At 58.5% G+C, this 16,963-nt stretch carries 16 protein-coding genes; 1 reads left to right on the top strand and 15 read right to left on the bottom strand.

Annotated features, from left to right (window positions below):
• The 15 genes from D6B98_RS21745 to D6B98_RS21675 form a co-directional block, all read right to left on the bottom strand.
• Positions 1–1,068: a ketopantoate reductase family protein gene (locus D6B98_RS21745; protein WP_126258956.1), complete on the bottom strand. Its 1,068-nt coding sequence runs from the start codon at positions 1,066–1,068 to the stop codon at positions 1–3.
• Positions 1,065–2,381, bottom strand: a complete 1,317-nt coding sequence (locus tag D6B98_RS21740; protein WP_126258955.1) for an MFS transporter — start codon at positions 2,379–2,381, stop codon at positions 1,065–1,067. Before D6B98_RS21740 ends, D6B98_RS21745 begins: the two co-directional genes overlap by 4 nt.
• 51 nt (positions 2,382–2,432) lie before the next feature.
• Positions 2,433–3,575: an LLM class flavin-dependent oxidoreductase gene (locus D6B98_RS21735; RefSeq protein WP_126258954.1), complete on the bottom strand. Its 1,143-nt coding sequence runs from the start codon at positions 3,573–3,575 to the stop codon at positions 2,433–2,435.
• 365 nt (positions 3,576–3,940) lie between these two features.
• On the bottom strand, positions 3,941–4,717 hold the full coding sequence (locus D6B98_RS21730; protein ID WP_126258953.1) for an SDR family NAD(P)-dependent oxidoreductase: 777 nt from the start codon (positions 4,715–4,717) through the stop codon (positions 3,941–3,943).
• Positions 4,718–4,763: 46 nt separating this feature from the next.
• A complete protein-coding gene (locus tag D6B98_RS21725; RefSeq protein ID WP_126258952.1) occupies positions 4,764–5,480 on the bottom strand; it encodes an ABC transporter ATP-binding protein in 717 nt (238 codons plus the stop codon).
• A complete protein-coding gene (locus D6B98_RS21720) occupies positions 5,467–6,255 on the bottom strand; it encodes an ABC transporter ATP-binding protein (protein ID WP_126258951.1) in 789 nt (262 codons plus the stop codon). Before D6B98_RS21720 ends, D6B98_RS21725 begins: the two co-directional genes overlap by 14 nt.
• Complete coding sequence (locus D6B98_RS21715; RefSeq protein WP_126258950.1) at positions 6,252–7,187, bottom strand: branched-chain amino acid ABC transporter permease; 936 nt, start codon at positions 7,185–7,187, stop codon at positions 6,252–6,254. The genes D6B98_RS21720 and D6B98_RS21715 overlap by 4 nt, the downstream gene beginning before the upstream one ends.
• On the bottom strand, positions 7,184–8,074 hold the full coding sequence (locus D6B98_RS21710) for a branched-chain amino acid ABC transporter permease (protein WP_126258949.1): 891 nt from the start codon (positions 8,072–8,074) through the stop codon (positions 7,184–7,186). The genes D6B98_RS21715 and D6B98_RS21710 overlap by 4 nt, the downstream gene beginning before the upstream one ends.
• A gap of 20 nt (positions 8,075–8,094) precedes the next feature.
• Positions 8,095–9,246, bottom strand: a complete 1,152-nt coding sequence (locus D6B98_RS21705) for an ABC transporter substrate-binding protein (RefSeq protein ID WP_164718767.1) — start codon at positions 9,244–9,246, stop codon at positions 8,095–8,097.
• A gap of 68 nt (positions 9,247–9,314) precedes the next feature.
• The gene (locus tag D6B98_RS21700; RefSeq protein ID WP_126258947.1) at positions 9,315–10,151 is read right to left on the bottom strand and encodes a polysaccharide deacetylase family protein; all 837 of its coding nucleotides are present in this window, start codon (positions 10,149–10,151) and stop codon (positions 9,315–9,317) included.
• A gap of 11 nt (positions 10,152–10,162) precedes the next feature.
• Positions 10,163–10,942 (bottom strand): SDR family NAD(P)-dependent oxidoreductase, encoded by a 780-nt coding sequence (locus D6B98_RS21695; RefSeq protein ID WP_205680505.1) that lies wholly within the window; start codon positions 10,940–10,942, stop codon positions 10,163–10,165.
• A 453-nt stretch (positions 10,943–11,395) separates the two neighbouring features.
• Positions 11,396–12,028, bottom strand: a complete 633-nt coding sequence (locus tag D6B98_RS21690) for a hypothetical protein (RefSeq protein ID WP_126258946.1) — start codon at positions 12,026–12,028, stop codon at positions 11,396–11,398.
• 8 nt (positions 12,029–12,036) lie between these two features.
• On the bottom strand, positions 12,037–14,280 hold the full coding sequence (locus D6B98_RS21685; RefSeq protein WP_126258945.1) for a xanthine dehydrogenase family protein molybdopterin-binding subunit: 2,244 nt from the start codon (positions 14,278–14,280) through the stop codon (positions 12,037–12,039).
• Position 14,281: 1 nt separating this feature from the next.
• On the bottom strand, positions 14,282–14,743 hold the full coding sequence (locus D6B98_RS21680) for a (2Fe-2S)-binding protein (RefSeq protein ID WP_164718766.1): 462 nt from the start codon (positions 14,741–14,743) through the stop codon (positions 14,282–14,284).
• A gap of 169 nt (positions 14,744–14,912) precedes the next feature.
• Positions 14,913–16,043, bottom strand: coding sequence for an LLM class flavin-dependent oxidoreductase (locus D6B98_RS21675; RefSeq protein WP_126258944.1), 1,131 nt, complete (start codon positions 16,041–16,043; stop codon positions 14,913–14,915).
• Between the two features lie 139 nt (positions 16,044–16,182).
• Between D6B98_RS21675 and D6B98_RS21670 the strand changes: the two genes are divergently transcribed.
• Positions 16,183–16,962, top strand: coding sequence for an IclR family transcriptional regulator (locus D6B98_RS21670; protein WP_126258943.1), 780 nt, complete (start codon positions 16,183–16,185; stop codon positions 16,960–16,962).
• The last annotated feature ends 1 nt before the right edge of the window (position 16,963 follow it).

The raw sequence follows: 16,963 nt of genomic DNA, 5'->3' as shown, positions 1-16,963 counted from the left end.
TCAGTTGGCGACCGCGTTAAGTCGAGCGAGACCTTCCAGGCGAAGGCAGAGTTCATCGGCGACGCCTTCCCCTTGGTCGCGGCGCGCATCCTCGATATCCTCAATGAAGCCGACGAGGGCCCCGAAGATGGGTAGCTGCAGACCATGACGATGGGCGATCTGTTCGATCGGTCGGAATTGGGCCGCGACCTCGGTCTTGCGTTTTCTAACCGCAAGATCGCGCCAAATTCCGCTGTGGCTCTTTCCCGTACCTCGATTGAAGAAAGCTAAGGCATCGAGACTAGCGTCCATGGCAAGATCATCGCGCGCGATGAACGCAGTAGGCTCGAACATATCAAATCCGAGCGGGGAAACCCCTTCCGCCAGAGCGACGTCCAAGACTTCTTGTGCCAGCTCCTTCAGTAGAGCGCGACGCTTTGGGCTCGCAACGAAATCGGCAATTGTGGCGTGGGTCAACGCAGAGGCCGTGAGAATGGCGCCATAGGCCGCCTTGCCCCAGAGATAACCCATGATGTTAGTGCTAATCAAAGCGTCAGGCTCGAACAGCCTCAGGCAGCGTTGCAACTCCTCAAGTCGAGGCGTGATTGCACCGTGAAGCTCTCCAATAGCGACTGTGCCTCGCAATCCATATCGGATGCGGCCTGGCTCAAGATAATCCCCGGCGAAGTTAACGAAAGCTCCCACTGTCCTTTCTTGGCCGACCGCATCTGCAATGACTGGTTCGTTAAGTCCATTTTGACAAGAGACGATGTAACCGTTCGGCGCCAGATATTGGCGTATCAGTGAGCAAGCACCGGCGGTGTGCTGCGATTTCACCGCCAACAGGACTAAATCTAATTTCTCGTTGAGCTGGTCCGGTGTGATTGCTGGAACATCAACCGAGAACTCGCCATTCGGGCCCTCAATGGTTAGCCCCTTACGCGCGATCTGCTCCACATGATCGTTAGCAGCGTCGACCAGGAGCGTGTCCTGACCGGCGCGCGCAAGATGGGCACCGATTATGCCGCCGATCGCTCCCGCACCCCATACGCAGATACGGGCATTCGCTTTATTGAGACCGTCCGTCACGACAGTTCCTCATGGGCCGTCTCTTTCGAAAGCGCGACCGTTACCGTGGCTATCAATCCGTTCACGATGAGCAGATAGGAGGGCGAGATCGGCGAACCGGTCGTGTGAATCAGCCAAGTCGCGATGTAAGGCGAGAAACCGCCGAATATCGATACGACGAGTGCAAAGGCCAGGGAATTCAGGAACGATCGAGACTTCGTCGGGAATATCTCGGTGATAGCGGCTGGTCCAACACCGGTATGAATCGATGCGATGATACCGAGCGCGCATTGCGCAAGGACGATCCAGACTAGCCCAGGCGCGGAAGCGATGAACCAGAAGATCGCATACCCCATGACCGCAAAGAAGAGATTCACCGCGATCAGCAACGGTCTCCGCCCAATCCGATCAGAAAGCATCCCCCAGATCGGCGTGAAGACGATCGCGAAAATGATGCCCGTCGTGTGCGACCAAAGAGACTGTGTTTCGGTCAGACCGCCCTGCTTGGCGGTGAACGTCGCCATGTAGCTCAGGATAAGGTACTGGCAAGTCGTCCAGCAGATCCCGAAGCCTACAGCTCGTAGAACCATGATCGATGCCGACTTGACGGGTGTCGGTTCGGACTTCAAGTGTTTCGACTCCCGGAAGATCGGCGTATCTTCCAGGTCTCGTCGCATCCAGATGCCGATCGGCAAGAGCACCCCACCTATCGCAAACGGAATGCGCCATCCCCAATCGAGCATCTGATCGGGCGTCAAAACGCTGTTCAGTATAGCCGCGACGCCGGAACCGATCAGCAGCCCGACAAGGGTGGATGCCTGCTGAAAGCTTCCGTAGAAGCCTCGTTGACCGCGCGGCGCCCATTCTACGATGAACGCCAGAGAACCACCGAGCTCGCCTCCCGTAGAAATTCCCTGAAGCAAGCGAGCACACACAAGCAGCACTGGCGCCCAGATGCCGATAGTGCTGAATGTCGGAATGAAAGCCGTCCCGACCGTCCCGATTGCCATGACATAGATGGTCACCATGAGAGCCGATTTCCGGCCGTACTTGTCGCCCACCCAACCGATTAACAGCGCGCCGACAGGCCGAGCGACGAAGCCGGCGCCGAAAGTTGCAAAGGTGGATAGCAACGCGGCTGTGGGATCCTGCGAAGGAAAGAAGTTTCGCGCGATGTAGGTGACCACAAAGGCAAAGACACCCCAGTCGTACCATTCGAAGATGTTGCCTACAGTTGCGGCGGCAATGAACTTCCTGAAGACCGGACGATCCTGTGTTCGATCGATCGTCGCGCTGGCGAGATGCAGTTGAGAAACGCTTGCCTGATCGGTCATGGTGCCCCTACTTCCCTTTAATTCAGTTGCGCGCCAACAAGCCGCGATTTGTTACCAAGAATAGTTCCTAGCCTTCGGGTTCTTGCGAACGCCAGCGCGCTCGAGAATCTGCATAACGGGCGCCAGACGACGCACTTCTCCGGCAGAACAGATCAGGGGCCGGAACAAGACCCCGTTCAGTCCCCACTGCTTGTGCGCGGCGATGATCTGTTCTGCTACCTCCTCCGGCGTTCCGACGAAGGCCGGGAACTTGAAGGGATTCTTTTGCTCGTTGCGTAGACGCCCGATCTGTCCGGACCACTTGCGACCAGCTTCATTGGTCTCCATGCTGGCCATCAGATCATCGAACATCAGCTTGGCTTCGCCTTGCTGGTCGCGAATGTGGAGATCGACTACGACGAGGATTTCCGGCGCCTGGCGGCCGGCTTCACAGGCGTGGCGAACGACATCTCGCTTGATGTCCGGTAGAGCCGAAAGCTCGGTCGGTGAAGCAAACAAATAGTCGCAGTAGGTCGCCGTAAACTTTCGGCCGCGGTCGGAAGCGGCAGCGCAGACGAAGACCGGTCGCTCCGGAGGATAAGGTCCCTTCATCTTGCCGTTGCTTCTGTAATGGCGGCCAGCATACGCCGTGCGGCTTGATGCATCCCAGAGAGATTCCATGACGGCTATTGCTTCCGCCGCCGCGTCATACAGAGCAGCGCTATCGGGCAGCGTCTCAAATCCGAAAAGGCTGGCCTCGTAGTCTCGATAGCCGTTCACGATATTCCATCCCCAGCGACCGCCGCTCATCCAATCCATGTTTGCCGCGAACCTCGCGATATGGGCGGGATGGAAGAAGGTCGTATGGAGAGTCGAGATCACGCCCAAATGGCGCGTGGCCAGAATGATCGGAGCCGCCAATACGAGCGCATGCAGCCCGGGGTCCTGAAAGCCTATTCGTGTGCCCTCTTCGGAGCTCGGAGCATAGCCGTCGCCGAGGAGTACTAGATCGAGCGAAACGTCCTCGCACGCTCGAGCTAGGGATAAGTGATTTTCGAGATTGAGCGGATCAGGGTTGAGCTCCGCGATACGCGCAGAGGGAAGCTTGGTTCTGGTCCCCGGCCAGAAAATGCCAAAGCGCATGCTGCCGTCCCAGCACTTCGGCTTCCGCACGCTACCGCCTTCGGCTCCTGGAAATTCCGTACCCGTCATCATCCCTTCGCGTCCGTTCGAAGCCGCCCACACCCCGGGGCCGATTTATAATTCACCAATCTGAGATGATTGACAACATGCTTGTCAACTCGTCTGACAAAATTGGTGAAATGGTTCGCAGGCGATCTAATATCGTTCAATATCAGAGACTTAATATGATCGGCTTTGAACAGCCCTATTCTGCTGCTGCCGGATCGTGGTATTTAGATGCTGCAGGCTCTGCCAAATTTGACATCGTGAAGCAGAGGACTTGAGTGAACAAAGCGCACTCTTCCAAGCTCGCAGAGCTGGATAGAAATCATCCGGAAGAAACTATGAGCGTTGCATTTCCGCTTGTTCGGCGGGCCGATCACGCAATCAGCTGGCGACTAGGCTAGACGCCCGCCGTCGATTGGTAGGGCTATGCCGGTTGTAAATGCAGCCTCATCGCTCAGCAGGTAAAGGACGGCCCCGACCACTTCCGAGGGCTTACCGAACCTGCGCATGGGATGCATGGATTTTTGCAGGCTCTCACGCGCGGCTTGGGCAACCGTGTCCCCGGCCTCCTCAATTGACATGCGAACCATAGGCGACTCAATTGTCCCTGGGCACACGCAGTTGACGCGGATATTTTCGGTCGCATGATTGAGGGCAAGGCTCTTCGTCAGGAGCGTGACCGCTCCTTTACTTGCCGAGTAGACAGGCAGCACGGGCGAACCGCGGAGGCCAGCCGCGGAGGAAAACAGCACAACGGATCCGTGTCCTAGTTCGCGCATATGCGGAATTATGTACTTCGCGGCTAACCAGCTACCTTTGACATTGACATCGAAGAGCAGGTCGAATTCGTCTTCTTCCACGTCTATGGCTGCTTTCGACGGCCCTGCAACACCCGCAGCCGCGACGAGCATTTCCACGGGACCGAATCGATCGCGTGCCACGTCTGCGACACTCTTCACGTCCGCGGCGGACCTCACATCCCCGGTCATAATCTCTGACCCTGGGCAACTTTTCGCCGTCTCCGACAATCCTTCCGCGTCACGATCGAAGAGCACCAATTTTGCGCCTTCCCGGGCAAGCGATGTCGCACAGGCGCGCCCAAGTGCACCGGCGGCGCCCGTGATCACAGTTACCCGTCCTTCAAATCTCCCCTGTGGTCTCACACCCATACGTCCTCCATTCACCGGAGTCTAACCGGTGTCGCCGGCCGCTTCGTCAATGCTTCTCGCCTCCAAGATAAAATTCCTGGAGCTCATTCATCGCTATTCCGCTACCGACTTCTCGCTCGTAGGCTATGCGACCGCCTCGGATGACGTAGACATAATCGGCGATATCGAGCGCCATACCGACATTCTGCTCGACGAGAAGCAAGGTGAGCCCCAAAGAGCGCAGATCGAGTATGGCTTCGGCGATTTCCTCGACCACGCGGGGAGCAAGGGCCGCAGACGGCTCATCAAGCAACAGCACACTGGGTCGGGCCATCAGCGAGCGTCCGATCGAGAGCATCTGCCGCTCACCCCCAGATAGCAGCCCGGCACTCACGGCCCGACGGTCCTTTAGTCGCTTGAATCGGCAATACACGCTCTCCAGATCTTCGGCGATTTCTCTCCGATCCTTACGTCTATGAAACGCGCCCATCAGAAGATTTTCTTCGACACTCATTGCGCCGAATACTTCCTTCCCCTGGGGCACCATAGATAATCGATGAGACACCCTTTGCTCGGCTGGAACCGCGTTGATGACTTTGCCGTCCAGGATGACATCTCCCTCCTGCACGGCAATGAGGCCAACGATCGATTTCAAGGTTGTCGATTTCCCGGTGCCGTTTCCGCCCAGAAGCGCAACTAGTCCTCCCTTCGGCACATTCATACTAACGCCGTGAAGAATTCGGGTGCGGCCGTAACCGGCAATGACGTTCTCAAGCTTGAGCACGGCGCTTCCACCCAGAACCGATATATGCCTCGATTACGACCGGATCGTTCACGACGTCCTCGGGGCGCCCCTCGGCTATCTTTTGACCGGCGTCCAACACCACCACATGATCACAGAGATCCCTCACCACTCGCATCACGTGTTCGACCAGCAGAATCGAGATCCCGAATTCGTCCCTCAACCGCCGAACGAGATCAATCAACCTGTCGACATTCGGCGGCGAAAGGCCCGCGGCGGGTTCATCCAAAACGAATAGGCTAGGTTGGCTCATCATACCGCGTGCTATCTCCACCATGCGTTGTTGACCGATGGAGAGCGCGGCCACGGGTTGCGACGCGAATTCCTGAAGGTCGAACCATGACAGCAGCTCTCGGGCTCGCGTCCTTGCGGTCGCTTCTTCTAAGCGGGCGTTCTTTCGGCTAAGGACAGAATCTACGAACCCCGCCTTCATCCGCATGTGATTGGCGAGGACGAGGTTGTCTTCCACGCTGAGTGAGCTGAATAAGCGAAGCAATTGGAACGACCGTGCCATACCAAGCCGAGCGCGCCGATAGGATGGAAGGTGCGTCACGACCTCACTGTTGAAGGAGATCTCGCCTTCGTCCGGCAGAAACTCTCCGCTTACGAGATTGACCATGGTGGACTTCCCGGAACCATTGGGTCCGATTAATCCGACGATCTGCCCCGTTCCGACGGCCAGGGTTGCACCGTTGACCGCCGTAACGCCGCCGAAGTGCTTTGCGATCCGCCGCATCTCTAGGATGGCTCCGCTCATCGCGCCGTACTCCGGCGAAACCGGCCGACCACCCCCTCCGGCACGAACGTCATGCCGAAAATGAGCACGATGCCGTAGATCAGCATTTTATATTCTGCATATCTTCCCAAGAACTCCGGTAAAAGTGCGAGCAAGATCGCACCGATAATCGGACCAACGAAAGTGCCACGTCCTCCGAGCACCATCATCGCCACGACTGTCGCCGATATCCAGATCGTGAAGTCGTCCGGCGTCACACCGCGGAGAGAATGCGCCGTAAGGACCCCCGCAATCCCGGCCAAAGCCGCGTAAGCCACGAAGGCTGTCAACTTGCCGAACGTCGTATTGAGGCCGACGGCGCAGGCCAACGTTTCGTCGTCGCGTATCGCAATCCATTCGCGCCCAAGGCGAGAATTTACAAGCCGCCAAGCTATGAGCACGCAGGAAGCAGTCACTGCGAGCGTCACCCAATAATAGGACTTCAGAGATCCGAGCTCGAATAGTTCGATGCCGAATATTCTTAACGGGTCTGTTCCGCGTAAAGACAGACCGACCTGGCCTCCAGTGAACGAAGTCCACTGAGAGATCGCTAAGTACATGATCGTCTGAAAGGCGATTGTCACGATCGCCAAGAAATGCCCAGTCAAGCGGAGGGCGGGGATGCCAAGCATCAACCCGAAAGATCCGGCCACGATTGCCCCGGCGGGCAAGTGCAGCCAAATCGACGTGCCGAGATCCCTGTTCATGATCGCGGCCGTATATGCCCCGATCCCGTAGAACGCGCCCGTAGCGAATGAGAACTGCCCACAATAGCCGGTGACGAGGTCAAGTCCGAGCGCCAGAATGATATAGAACAGGATCATCAGCAGCACACTGATTTCGTATCCACCGAGACCTAACGGCGCCGTCGCAAGTAGAGCGACCAACGCCAACGCAACGATATATTTCTTCATGATCTCTCGACCGCCTTGCCGAAGAGACCGTTCGGCCGTAGCAGCAGAACGCCGATTACGATGACGAAGCCAACTATATCTCGCATGGAATTGGAGATGTATGCGGAGGTCAGCGACTCGATGACACCGAGAAGGATGCCGGCGCCCGCTGCGCCGGCGACGTTTCCCATTCCTCCGAGGATCACGACCGTGAATGCCTTCAATGCAATCATGTTGCCCACGATTGGATATACGAGGAAGACCGAAGACATGAGCATCCCGGCTATTCCAGCCAGCGCTGCCCCTGTCGCAAAGGTGACCAGCGCTACGCGCTCGACGTGGACGCCGCAAAGCCTGGCGACGGTCGCGTGTTGCGCCATCGCTCGCAGGCTCCGTCCGGTCCAGGTATATCGAAGCACTACGTAAAGAGCGGCGATCAGCACCACCATCGTCAAAGGAATCAGCATCCGCTGGTGCGGTAAAAACACCGGCCCGATTTCGGTGGGCAGGTCGGAAAGAAGGGGCATCTTCGAGGCATCGAGGTTCAGTCGCTGGGGCTGCGGACCCATAACGATCAGAGCGGCATTCTGCAGCGCGACAGCCAGTCCGAACGATGAAACGATGGAGCTGGTGGCATCACGGTTCTTCATGGGTCTGTGAAGAATGACTTCTGCACACAGGCCGACGCACGCGGCGACGGCCAGAACCAGGAAGATTGCAGGCAGCACGGGCAGATGCATGACAGTGACCGCGAAGATCCCGGCATACCCTCCGATCATGTAGAACTCGCCATGAGCGAAGTTCACTACGCCCAATATGCCGAAGATCAACGTAAGGCCGACCGCGACTAGAACGTACGAGCTTCCCGTCACGATGCCGTTAGCGAGATATTGAAGGAGCAGATCCATGGTATCAGCGCTCGGCCCCCTTAGACCTCTAGCCTCCGTTTGCCGTCCTTGATCACGGCAATGAAGTCGGGAAAATCGACGCTCCCCTTCTCGTTGAAAGCGGCGGTCGTCCCTGCCGGCCCCTGCACGAGCGCAAAATCCTTCATTCCTCCCTTGATCATCTTCTGAATTTCCTGCCCATCTGGTTTTCCAACTCGGCGCATCGCTTCGAGGCCGATCGACGTCGAATCGAAGCCGAGCGAGGAGAACGTGTTCGCATCCTGATTGTATCGCGCACGGAAGCGTTCGGCGAACGCTCGCCCGATCGGATTGGGCGTCGAGGGCTCGAAGACCGTCGCGACGGCGAACCCCTCCGACGCGGGGCCGGCAAGCCTTATGAAGTCGTCCGACAGCATCGATCCGGATCCTACGAACTGCGCTCGGAGGCCGATCTCAGCCGCTTGGCGGACGATATTCGCGCCGTCACCTGCCCACCCCCCGATGTAGACTGCCTCGGGCCGTAGTGTGCGAATCTTGGTCAGCATGGACGAGAAGTCTTGTTCGCCGGCGTTGTAACTGTCCCGCGAGACGATCGAGCCGCCCACTCCCGTGACTACACGGGTGACCTGGTCGGCCAGCGTCACGCCGTAGTTGGTATTGTCGTGAATGATGGTGACCTTCGTCTTCTTGAACTTCTCCACGATGGCCTTTGCCGTGTCCTCGCCTTGCCTATTGCTGTCGGGCCACGACCGGAAGAACCATGGATCTCCTGGAGTATTTTGATCCGTTGCTGCCGCGGCGGTCGAACCGGCCGAGAGCATGGGAATCTTGTACTCGGCGGCAACTTTGACGGCGGCAACGACGACGGCCGAAGCGTATGTGCCGACGATAAACGGTACTTTATCTCGCTCGATCAGTTTGCGAACCGCCGTTACGCCTTTCGTCGAGTTGCTTTCGTCGTCCTCGACGACGAGTTCGATCTTGCTTCCGAACAATCCCCCCTTGGCATTGACCTCCTCGACCGCGAACTGCAGGCCGAGGAGTATCTGGCGACCTTCGATACTGGCCGGCCCCGACATCGGCAGCATTCCGCCAATCCTGATAGGCGCGGCCGACTGAGCACGTACGATGTTCGGTGCCACAACGGAAGCTCCGGCCGCCGCCAAGAACGCTCTGCGAGAAAAACCGCTCATGACCATATCCTTTCGATGTGCTTGCTATTGCCAATGTTGTTTAATCGCTCGGTCCAGATAGCGACCTTTCAGCCGCCGTTCGTCTTCTCGTATTCCTTGACCCAATGCTCGGCGATTTCGGTGCCGGTGGCGAACCAGACGCCGGGAAACGTGCGAATGAAAGCAATCAATTCTCTTATGAGGGCGATCCGGCTGGGCCTGCCGCTGACCTGAGGATGGAAGATGATGTCGTAGAGCCCTCCCCACCGGTAGATCTCTCGAAATTCCTCCTTGAACACGGAAAGCATGTGCTCGTTGGTGAAAATCGGCCTCGGAGACTTGATGGAGAAGAGAGCGAACGGCGCGTCATCCAGACTCCAATGCCAAGGTAGCTCAACCGGCCCGTTGGAGCCGTCGGGCAAGCGATGACGATAGGGATTGATGTCGTCCATCAACGAGGAGTCGTACAGAAACTCGTGCTTCTGAAGCAGCCTGAAGAGCCCCTCCGAAACTTCGCCCGCCGGCGATCGGTATCCCTTTGGCACGACGCCGACCCGGCGCTTGAGGGCGTCGAGACCTCGCTCCATCTCCTCGATCTCCGCCTTGGGATCGTCAGCGAACCACCGATGCGAGTACGAGTGATGCCCTATCTCGTGCCCTTCCTTGGCGATCATCTCGACGCGGCTCGTATGATTTTCCGCTACCCAGCCGGGCACGAAGAACGTTGCCTTCAGGCCCTCATCGTGCAGGGTATCGAGGATCTTCGGTACGCCAACTTTCGCGCCATAGCGGCCCTGGCTCAGCACCCCGGGCCGCTTGGCATTCTCCGGGTCGCGGCCCGTCCAAAGAGTCTCTGCGTCAAAGTCGAAGGTCAGCATGACGGCGCATTGCGCCCCATTCGGCCAACGAACACTCATGTCGTGCATCCTCGCCTCCTTCAAATTTTCCCGTGCCGTGCCGCCAGTATTCCTCCGTCGACCGGCAAGACCGTACCCGTGATGAAGGCCGCGTCTTCAGAGGCCAGGAACGCGACCGGACCTGCGATGTCCTCGGGCTGTCCCACTCTTTCCAGTGGTGTCCCTTCAATCATGAGTCGCTGGTAGAGAGCGTTCTGCTGGCGTCCAGTGGTCATCGGCGTCGCAATGACCCCCGGTGCGATTGCATTCACGAGGATGCCTTCGGGACCGAGTTCGCCGGCGAGTTGCCTGGTAAATTGAGCCACGCCGGCCTTGGCGACGGCGTAGGCCGTGGTGCCGGGATAGCCGGTCAGGCCGAAAATCGAAGATATGTTGATGATACGCCCGCCCGGGCGCGTGAAGTGGGGAAGCACCGACCTCGTGATCCTGAGAAGGGATGCCAAATTGGTCTGAAGAAATCTGTCGATGAGTTCGTCGTCGGTATCTTGCAGCCGCTTCGAGCCGCCGATGCCGGCATTGTTCACGAGAATGTCTACTCGCCCGAGCACTCCCAAAGCAGCAGCAACGATCTTCGCTCCTGCGTCAGCATCCGTTACGCTCTTGATCAGCGCAGTTTGTCCCAAGCGACGCGCCGTCGCGTCCACGTCCGGATTGACGTCCACTAGTAGGACTTTCGCACCTTCGGCGACAAACCTCCGTGCGATACTTTCTCCGATGCCGCGTGCCGCACCGGTCACGATCGCGGTCTTTCCGGCGAACCTTCTGGTGAACGTATCGCCCGTTTTTTCAATTCCGCTCAAACCCGCACCCAATCAAGCTAACGCTGCCGTATCGCTATACGATACCATCATATTGCAATTGTCATGTAGCAGGCGGTGTATGGTCAAGCGTAATTTTTGATCAGTCGACTTTTCGTCGTTCCGACCGTGAACTTCGTGCGGCACGGAAGTTTCGCGCGATTGCCGAGTCGATTGTCGTCTCGCACAAGACGGTCATCGATTCTAAGAAATGCATTGAGAGGACGCATCGAGTTTTTCGGACGCGGAATCTCGATCTTGAAGCAAGTCGGCGAGTTCATCGCTGTGCATTGCTGAGTGGCGATCGGCTGCGACGGGCTCGCTGCCGGCGAACTCTCGTTCGAACAGCTCGCAACTATCCGGCCTTGACTAGTCGCGCGATTCAGTCCGCGCCTGAGACACGCTCTTCCGACAAATTTTCCAGCAGCGATTGTGTCGTTTAGCTTATCACCACGTTCAGTTAGGACATGGTTGGCCGGCGGCGCCCCACTTAGCCATGTCTTTGACGTGATCCTCGAATGTACCCGGTGGCGTGGTGCGGCCGGCGCCGGGCGCCCATCCGCGCGGGATGAAACCGTTCAACGATGCATCGTGCCGGAGATGCTCGAGCAGGCCAACGGCATCGCGTCCGCCATTGCGCTTGGGATCCTTGAGTTGCGCGCAGATCTCGGCGCCGCTCTTGCCGAACCAGATGAACTCGACCGGGGCGAGTTGCCAGTCGATACCGGCGCGCGGCGGCGACGGTGCAGGCTCGTTGGCCTGCGTCGAGGTCATGTGACACGTCGAGCAGGCGAGCTGCCCGGCGCCGATGCGGCTGTCGCCGCCATGGATGTTCATGCCGTGAATGCGCGGCTTGGTTTCGCCTGCCGGCGTCCAGATCGGAATCGCCTTGGCATCGACGTGACAATTGGCGCATCGCGGGTGCGTCACCACAGCTTCGATGCGCTTCCAGGCCTCCAGCCCTTCGGCGCGGCTGATGCTGCCTGCTGGCAGGACATCGTTCTTGGCTTCGTCCTTGGCGGCGACGATTCCGGTGAGGGCCGCCATTGCGGAAGCGGCGAGGGCGAGCGCGATCAGGGATCTCTTCATGGCCCGCCTCAGACGAAATCAATGAACTTGTAGAAGGGCATTTCGCGGATGCGCTGTCCGGTTGCCGCGAAGATCGCATTCGCGAGCGCTGGTGCGGCCGGCGGGACAGGCGGCTCTCCGACGCCCCTTACTTTCGGATCGTTCTCGAGCCCGCGAACCTCGATGGCAGGACATTGATAGATGCGCATAGCCTCATGGTGATTGTAATTGGTCTGCTGGACCGCACCCTTCGCGTAAGTCAGCTCGCAGTTGATCGCATGGCCCAGTCCCCAGACGACGGCGCCCTGGACCTGGTTCTCGAAATTGATGGGATCCATGACCTTGCCCACGTCGGCAGCCACCCACACTTTTTCGATCCTGATACCTTGTTCGGTCTTCGTCACTTCGACAACTTCGGCAACCGGTGTACCGAAGGATTCCACGAATGCGACGCCGCGCCCCCGGCCGTTGCCTAGCGGTCCCTTCCAGTCCGACATCTCCGCGACCGTTTCCAGCACCTTGCGATAGTGCGGCACGGTGCACATCGCGATGCGGGCTTTCATCGGGTCGAGGCCCGCCGCGTGAATCAGTTCGTCCATGAAGCTTTCGGTGAAGAAGCCCGATGTCGACGCGCCGACCGACCGCCACGTGGTGCTCGGCGACAGCCCTTGCGCCTCGTAGCTCGTCGCCCGGAAGTTTGGGATGTCGTAGTAGACGTTCCGCAGACCGGCAGCCAATTGTCCGTCCGGGTCCTTCGAGGGGGCACCCGACCGTTCGAGCAATCCCTTGAGCGGAGCCGTGGAGGCCAGTTGTAGATCAGCCGCAACGATCCTGCCCTTTTCGACGCTGCCCCGATGCCGCGCGATAGCGATCTGCCGCGGAATGTCCTGGAGGAAATCCTGTTCGCGCGAGAACACCAGCTTGATCGGCGTACCTTTCATCTGATTGGCGATCTCCGCAAGAACGCGGACGTTCTCGTACTCGAGACGATGGCCAAAGCTTCCGCCGGCCCACTGATTGTGGAAGGTGACCTGTTCGGGCTTGAGGCCGATGGCCGCCGCCGCGATGGACTGCACGAATTGCGGGCTCTGATGGCTGACCCAGATTTCCATCCCCTTTTCGGTGACGAGGCCAAGCCCGTTTAGGGGCTCTAGCGGCTGATGCGCCAAATAAGGCGCACGATACTCGGCCTCGACGCTAGTGCCGGTCTTCAACCCAGTTTCGACGTCGCCAACTTTCTTCCACTCCTTGCCGAGGAATTCTGGCTTGAACGAGGATTCGAGAACCTTCCAATGGTCGGCCTGCTCGGCGGGGTAGGTCGAGGGTGCCCACTCGCAGTTGATAGTCTCGACGGCCTTGATAGCGTACCAGCTGTTTGTCGCGACCACCGCGACGCCGTTCTTTATCTCGAGGATCTTTTTGACCCCCGGCATCGACTGCGCCTTACTCGCGTCATATGATTTCAACGGCTGTCCCTTGTTGGGGTTCAGCTTGACGGAGGCGTAGAGCATGCCGTCCATCTTCATATCGATCCCGAACTTCAGATCACCCATGACCTTCGCGCGGACATCGAGGCGCTCCATGGGCTTGCCCAGCATGCGCCATTGCGACGGATCGCGCGGCTTTGCGTCGAGCACGGGCGGAATCTTTGCGGCGTCGGCCGCGAGCTCGAGATAGGCGATCTTCTTGCCGTCGGGCAGGATCACATGGCCCGATTGTGTGCGGAGATCGGCGACAGCAACACCCGCACGCTTGGCTGCGGCGGCCTTCAGCGTCTCGCGTGCAACTGCGCCGGCAACGCGCAGCTTCTGGTAGGTGTCCGGCACAGTGCTCGAGCCGCCGGTCATCTGCAGGCCAGTTTTTCTGAGATATTCAAGCGCGGCGGCGCGCGCCTCCTCCGCCGCCGGACTTTGGTCCGCGGCAACGAAGGGCGCGAATTCTTCCGCGAAGCCGGTGTTGAAGTAGGCAGGACTGGGGCCCGCGAAGCGTATTTCGAACTGGCCGGGATCGAGGTCCATCTCTTCGGCGATCATGATCGGCTGCACCGAACCGACGCCTTGTCCGATATCGGTGTGTTGCGCAATCAGCGTGATCTTGTCCGGCCTGATCTCGACCCAGGGATTGAAGGTGACGGAGTTCGGGCCAAGCCCGGCGGAGAGTGGATTGTCGCTGGCGGTCGCGGCTTGCGCGGCATCACCAAAGGCGCCGAATGCGATGCCACCAGAGAAGGCCGCGGAGCCGAAAACGAAAGCCCGGCGGGAGATCTTCTGCATCTCACTTCTCCGCCATTTTTTTCGCAGCCGCATGGATCGCCGCTCGAATGCGAGGATAAGTTCCGCAGCGGCAGAGATTGCCTGACATCACTTCGTTGATGTCCTCGTCGGTCGGCTTGGTTATTAGATTGAGGAGGGAGATGGCCTGCATGATTTGGCCGGTCTGGCAGTAGCCGCATTGTGGGACCTGATGCTCGATCCACGCCTGCAGGACAGGGTGCTGGTCCCGCTTCTCCAGCCCTTCGAGCGTCACGACCGACTTGCCCGCGATCTCGCCGATATGCGCCTGGCAGGATCGGACCGCCATTCCGTCGATCTGGACGGTGCAGGCGCCGCATTGCGCGACGCCGCAGCCGTATTTAGGACTTGTGATACCGAGCTCGTCGCGGAGCACCCAAAGCAAAGGCATCTCGGGGACGACGTCGACCTGGTGTTTGGTCCCATTGACCGTGAGCTCGATCATGTTGTCCTCACAAGTTTAGCCTTGGCTCACGGCCAAGCGAAGGCGGGACGATATCTGGCGCCGAATGAGCTGCCAAGATCACTGATTGAGCAGTCAAACGCCATCTGGTCGCAGCTCGTAGCAATTTATCGACAGCAGAACTTCGTAAAGTTGCTACTTCGGAATCCGCCTATGATCGTGCGGCTGGGGTATGGGGCTTGCGAAGCCCGCGGCTCTCAAGGATTGGAAAGATGTCGCGGGCAAATCGCTCGATTCCGTCGTGAAAATCGACCCAAGTACACAGAACACCGTCAAGGCCCGCTTGATTGAAAACCTGAAGCTGATCGGCGATGTCGTCGGCGGTGCCTACCAGAATGTTTCCGCCGGCGCCCGCCGCGAAACGAATCCGGAAGTCACGCATCTGTTCGGGTGAGACGATCTTCGTTTCGGCGGCGAGACCTCTGGACCATGCGTCGACGCTTTCCTTGTCCTCGAGATCGACGGCATAGTGCTGCAGATAGGCCTCGGCCTCCTTCCGCGTGTCGCGCTGGACAACCGGACAATAAGTCCAGACCTGGATTTCCCTTCCGAACTCCTCCTTGGCCAACTTCTTATACTCATCGATTTGCTTGCGACACACGTCGGGATCATTCGAGCGTAAAATGACGAAAGCCATATCGGCGTGTTCGCAAGCGAAGCGCATTCCTCGCGGGGAGCCGCCGGCGTTCATGATCGGAGGCCGCGGACGCTGCAGAGGCTTTGGCATCGAAGCGCCTCGGATAACTTTGTAGAATTCGCCATTGAAGTCGAATTCCTCCTCTTCGTTCCACATCCGCTGAATGACTTCGAGCCATTCTCCTAAATGATCGTATCGGGCATCATGCTCCTTCAGAGGAGCGCCGAACATTTCGAGCTCCGGGCGATTCCATCCCCCGACTACATTCAATCCGAACCGCCCACCCGAAATGATATCGATGGTGGCGCACTGCTTGGCACATGTGATCGGATGAATGGTCGGGGCGTGTGATGTAGCGAATACCGCGGAGTAACTCGTGGCTTGGGAGATGCCCGCGGCCCAAGTGAAGGGATCGAGAACAATTCCGCTCGCGTGGTTCGGACGCCCCGGAATGTACCCCTTCCATCTCGCATAGGCGACGATCGCCTCGAAGCCCGCACGATCGGCCATCGTCGCCGTGTCGATGGAGTTCTTCCACGTCGGTTTGTACTGCTCGGGCGCTAAGGTCTGAGCGCCACCCTTGCCGTTCGTGCCAAAAATTCCAAGCTTCAGCTTGTTGGAGTTGAAAAGCGGGTTCTTCGACATTGCGCCTCACAAAAAACTTCGATTCGTATCGTATTGCAATACGACTGAATTGCGCATTAGAGTATTTTCGGCGAAGATGTCTTGTCAACTGCGAAGGGTGGGCAAAACTCGCGCACCCCCGGGAGGAACGAAATCGCGGATGAATCAAGCCGAAGAACCGAAGCAGTCCTCTCAGAAAGACCGCCTCTTCGTGGAGGCCATTGGCCGCGCATTCAGGATACTTGAGACGTACTCGGAGACGGCCGAACCACGGTCGCTTGCACAGCTGGCTGCTGCGAGCGGTTTGGATAAGAGTGCTGCTCAGCGCATCGCGCACACCTTGCGTAATCTCGGTTATCTCGAGCACAAGGCCGGCGGTTACGTCCCGGGCAGCCGCGTTTTGGACCGTACTTTCGACTACCTCCGGGCCAATCCGCTCGTCGGCCGCGCAATACCGATCCTCACCGAACTGCGCCGGAACGTGATGGAAAGGGTCGACATGAGCCTCTTCGAGGATCTGACTTTGCTGTACGCAGTGCGACTTCAAAGCAAGCGGGATTCCTTTTATGCGCACTTGATTGGGCGCCGCATTCCCACGTACTGCACGGCTGGTGGTCGCGCCGTCATGGCCTTTCTTTCCGATGAGGAAACCCGCGACATCCTCAGCCGTTCCGATCGAAAGAAGCTGACGCCGCGGACTACGACAGAAATCCCAAAGATTTTGGACCACGTGAAGCGCGCGCGCGAAATGGGATACGCGACCTCACTCGAGCAAGTCTATGTAGGTGAGCTCGCGGTCGCGGCAGCTCTTAAAGATAAGGATGGGCGACCGTTTGGCGCCATACATGTTGCCGGTTCCCTAGGTGAGTGGCAACTCGACGACTTCGAACGTCGGGTCGCGCCGCTGGTAGTGGCGGCCGCCACCGCAATCAGCTTTTGAT

It is taken from the genome of Bradyrhizobium sp. LVM 105, assembly GCF_003957705.1.
Classification (GTDB): domain Bacteria; phylum Pseudomonadota; class Alphaproteobacteria; order Rhizobiales; family Xanthobacteraceae; genus Bradyrhizobium; species Bradyrhizobium frederickii.
This window is presented reverse-complemented; position numbering and strand designations above follow the sequence as displayed.

Excerpts from the sequence above, each read along its gene's own strand:
- D6B98_RS21740 (WP_126258955.1), bottom strand. The coding sequence starts at position 2,381 with ATGACCGATCAGGCAAGCGTTTCTCAACTGCATCTCGCCAGCGCGACG.
- D6B98_RS21735 (WP_126258954.1), bottom strand. The coding sequence starts at position 3,575 with ATGATGACGGGTACGGAATTTCCAGGAGCCGAAGGCGGTAGCGTGCGG.
- D6B98_RS21730 (WP_126258953.1), bottom strand. The coding sequence starts at position 4,717 with ATGGGTGTGAGACCACAGGGGAGATTTGAAGGACGGGTAACTGTGATC.
- D6B98_RS21720 (WP_126258951.1), bottom strand. The coding sequence starts at position 6,255 with ATGAGCGGAGCCATCCTAGAGATGCGGCGGATCGCAAAGCACTTCGGC.
- D6B98_RS21715 (WP_126258950.1), bottom strand. The coding sequence starts at position 7,187 with ATGAAGAAATATATCGTTGCGTTGGCGTTGGTCGCTCTACTTGCGACG.
- D6B98_RS21710 (WP_126258949.1), bottom strand. The coding sequence starts at position 8,074 with ATGGATCTGCTCCTTCAATATCTCGCTAACGGCATCGTGACGGGAAGC.
- D6B98_RS21705 (WP_164718767.1), bottom strand. The coding sequence starts at position 9,246 with ATGAGCGGTTTTTCTCGCAGAGCGTTCTTGGCGGCGGCCGGAGCTTCC.
- D6B98_RS21700 (WP_126258947.1), bottom strand. The coding sequence starts at position 10,151 with ATGCACGACATGAGTGTTCGTTGGCCGAATGGGGCGCAATGCGCCGTC.
- D6B98_RS21690 (WP_126258946.1), bottom strand. The coding sequence starts at position 12,028 with ATGAAGAGATCCCTGATCGCGCTCGCCCTCGCCGCTTCCGCAATGGCG.
- D6B98_RS21685 (WP_126258945.1), bottom strand. The coding sequence starts at position 14,280 with ATGCAGAAGATCTCCCGCCGGGCTTTCGTTTTCGGCTCCGCGGCCTTC.
- D6B98_RS21680 (WP_164718766.1), bottom strand. The coding sequence starts at position 14,743 with ATGATCGAGCTCACGGTCAATGGGACCAAACACCAGGTCGACGTCGTC.
- D6B98_RS21675 (WP_126258944.1), bottom strand. The coding sequence starts at position 16,043 with ATGTCGAAGAACCCGCTTTTCAACTCCAACAAGCTGAAGCTTGGAATT.
- D6B98_RS21670 (WP_126258943.1), top strand. The coding sequence starts at position 16,183 with ATGAATCAAGCCGAAGAACCGAAGCAGTCCTCTCAGAAAGACCGCCTC.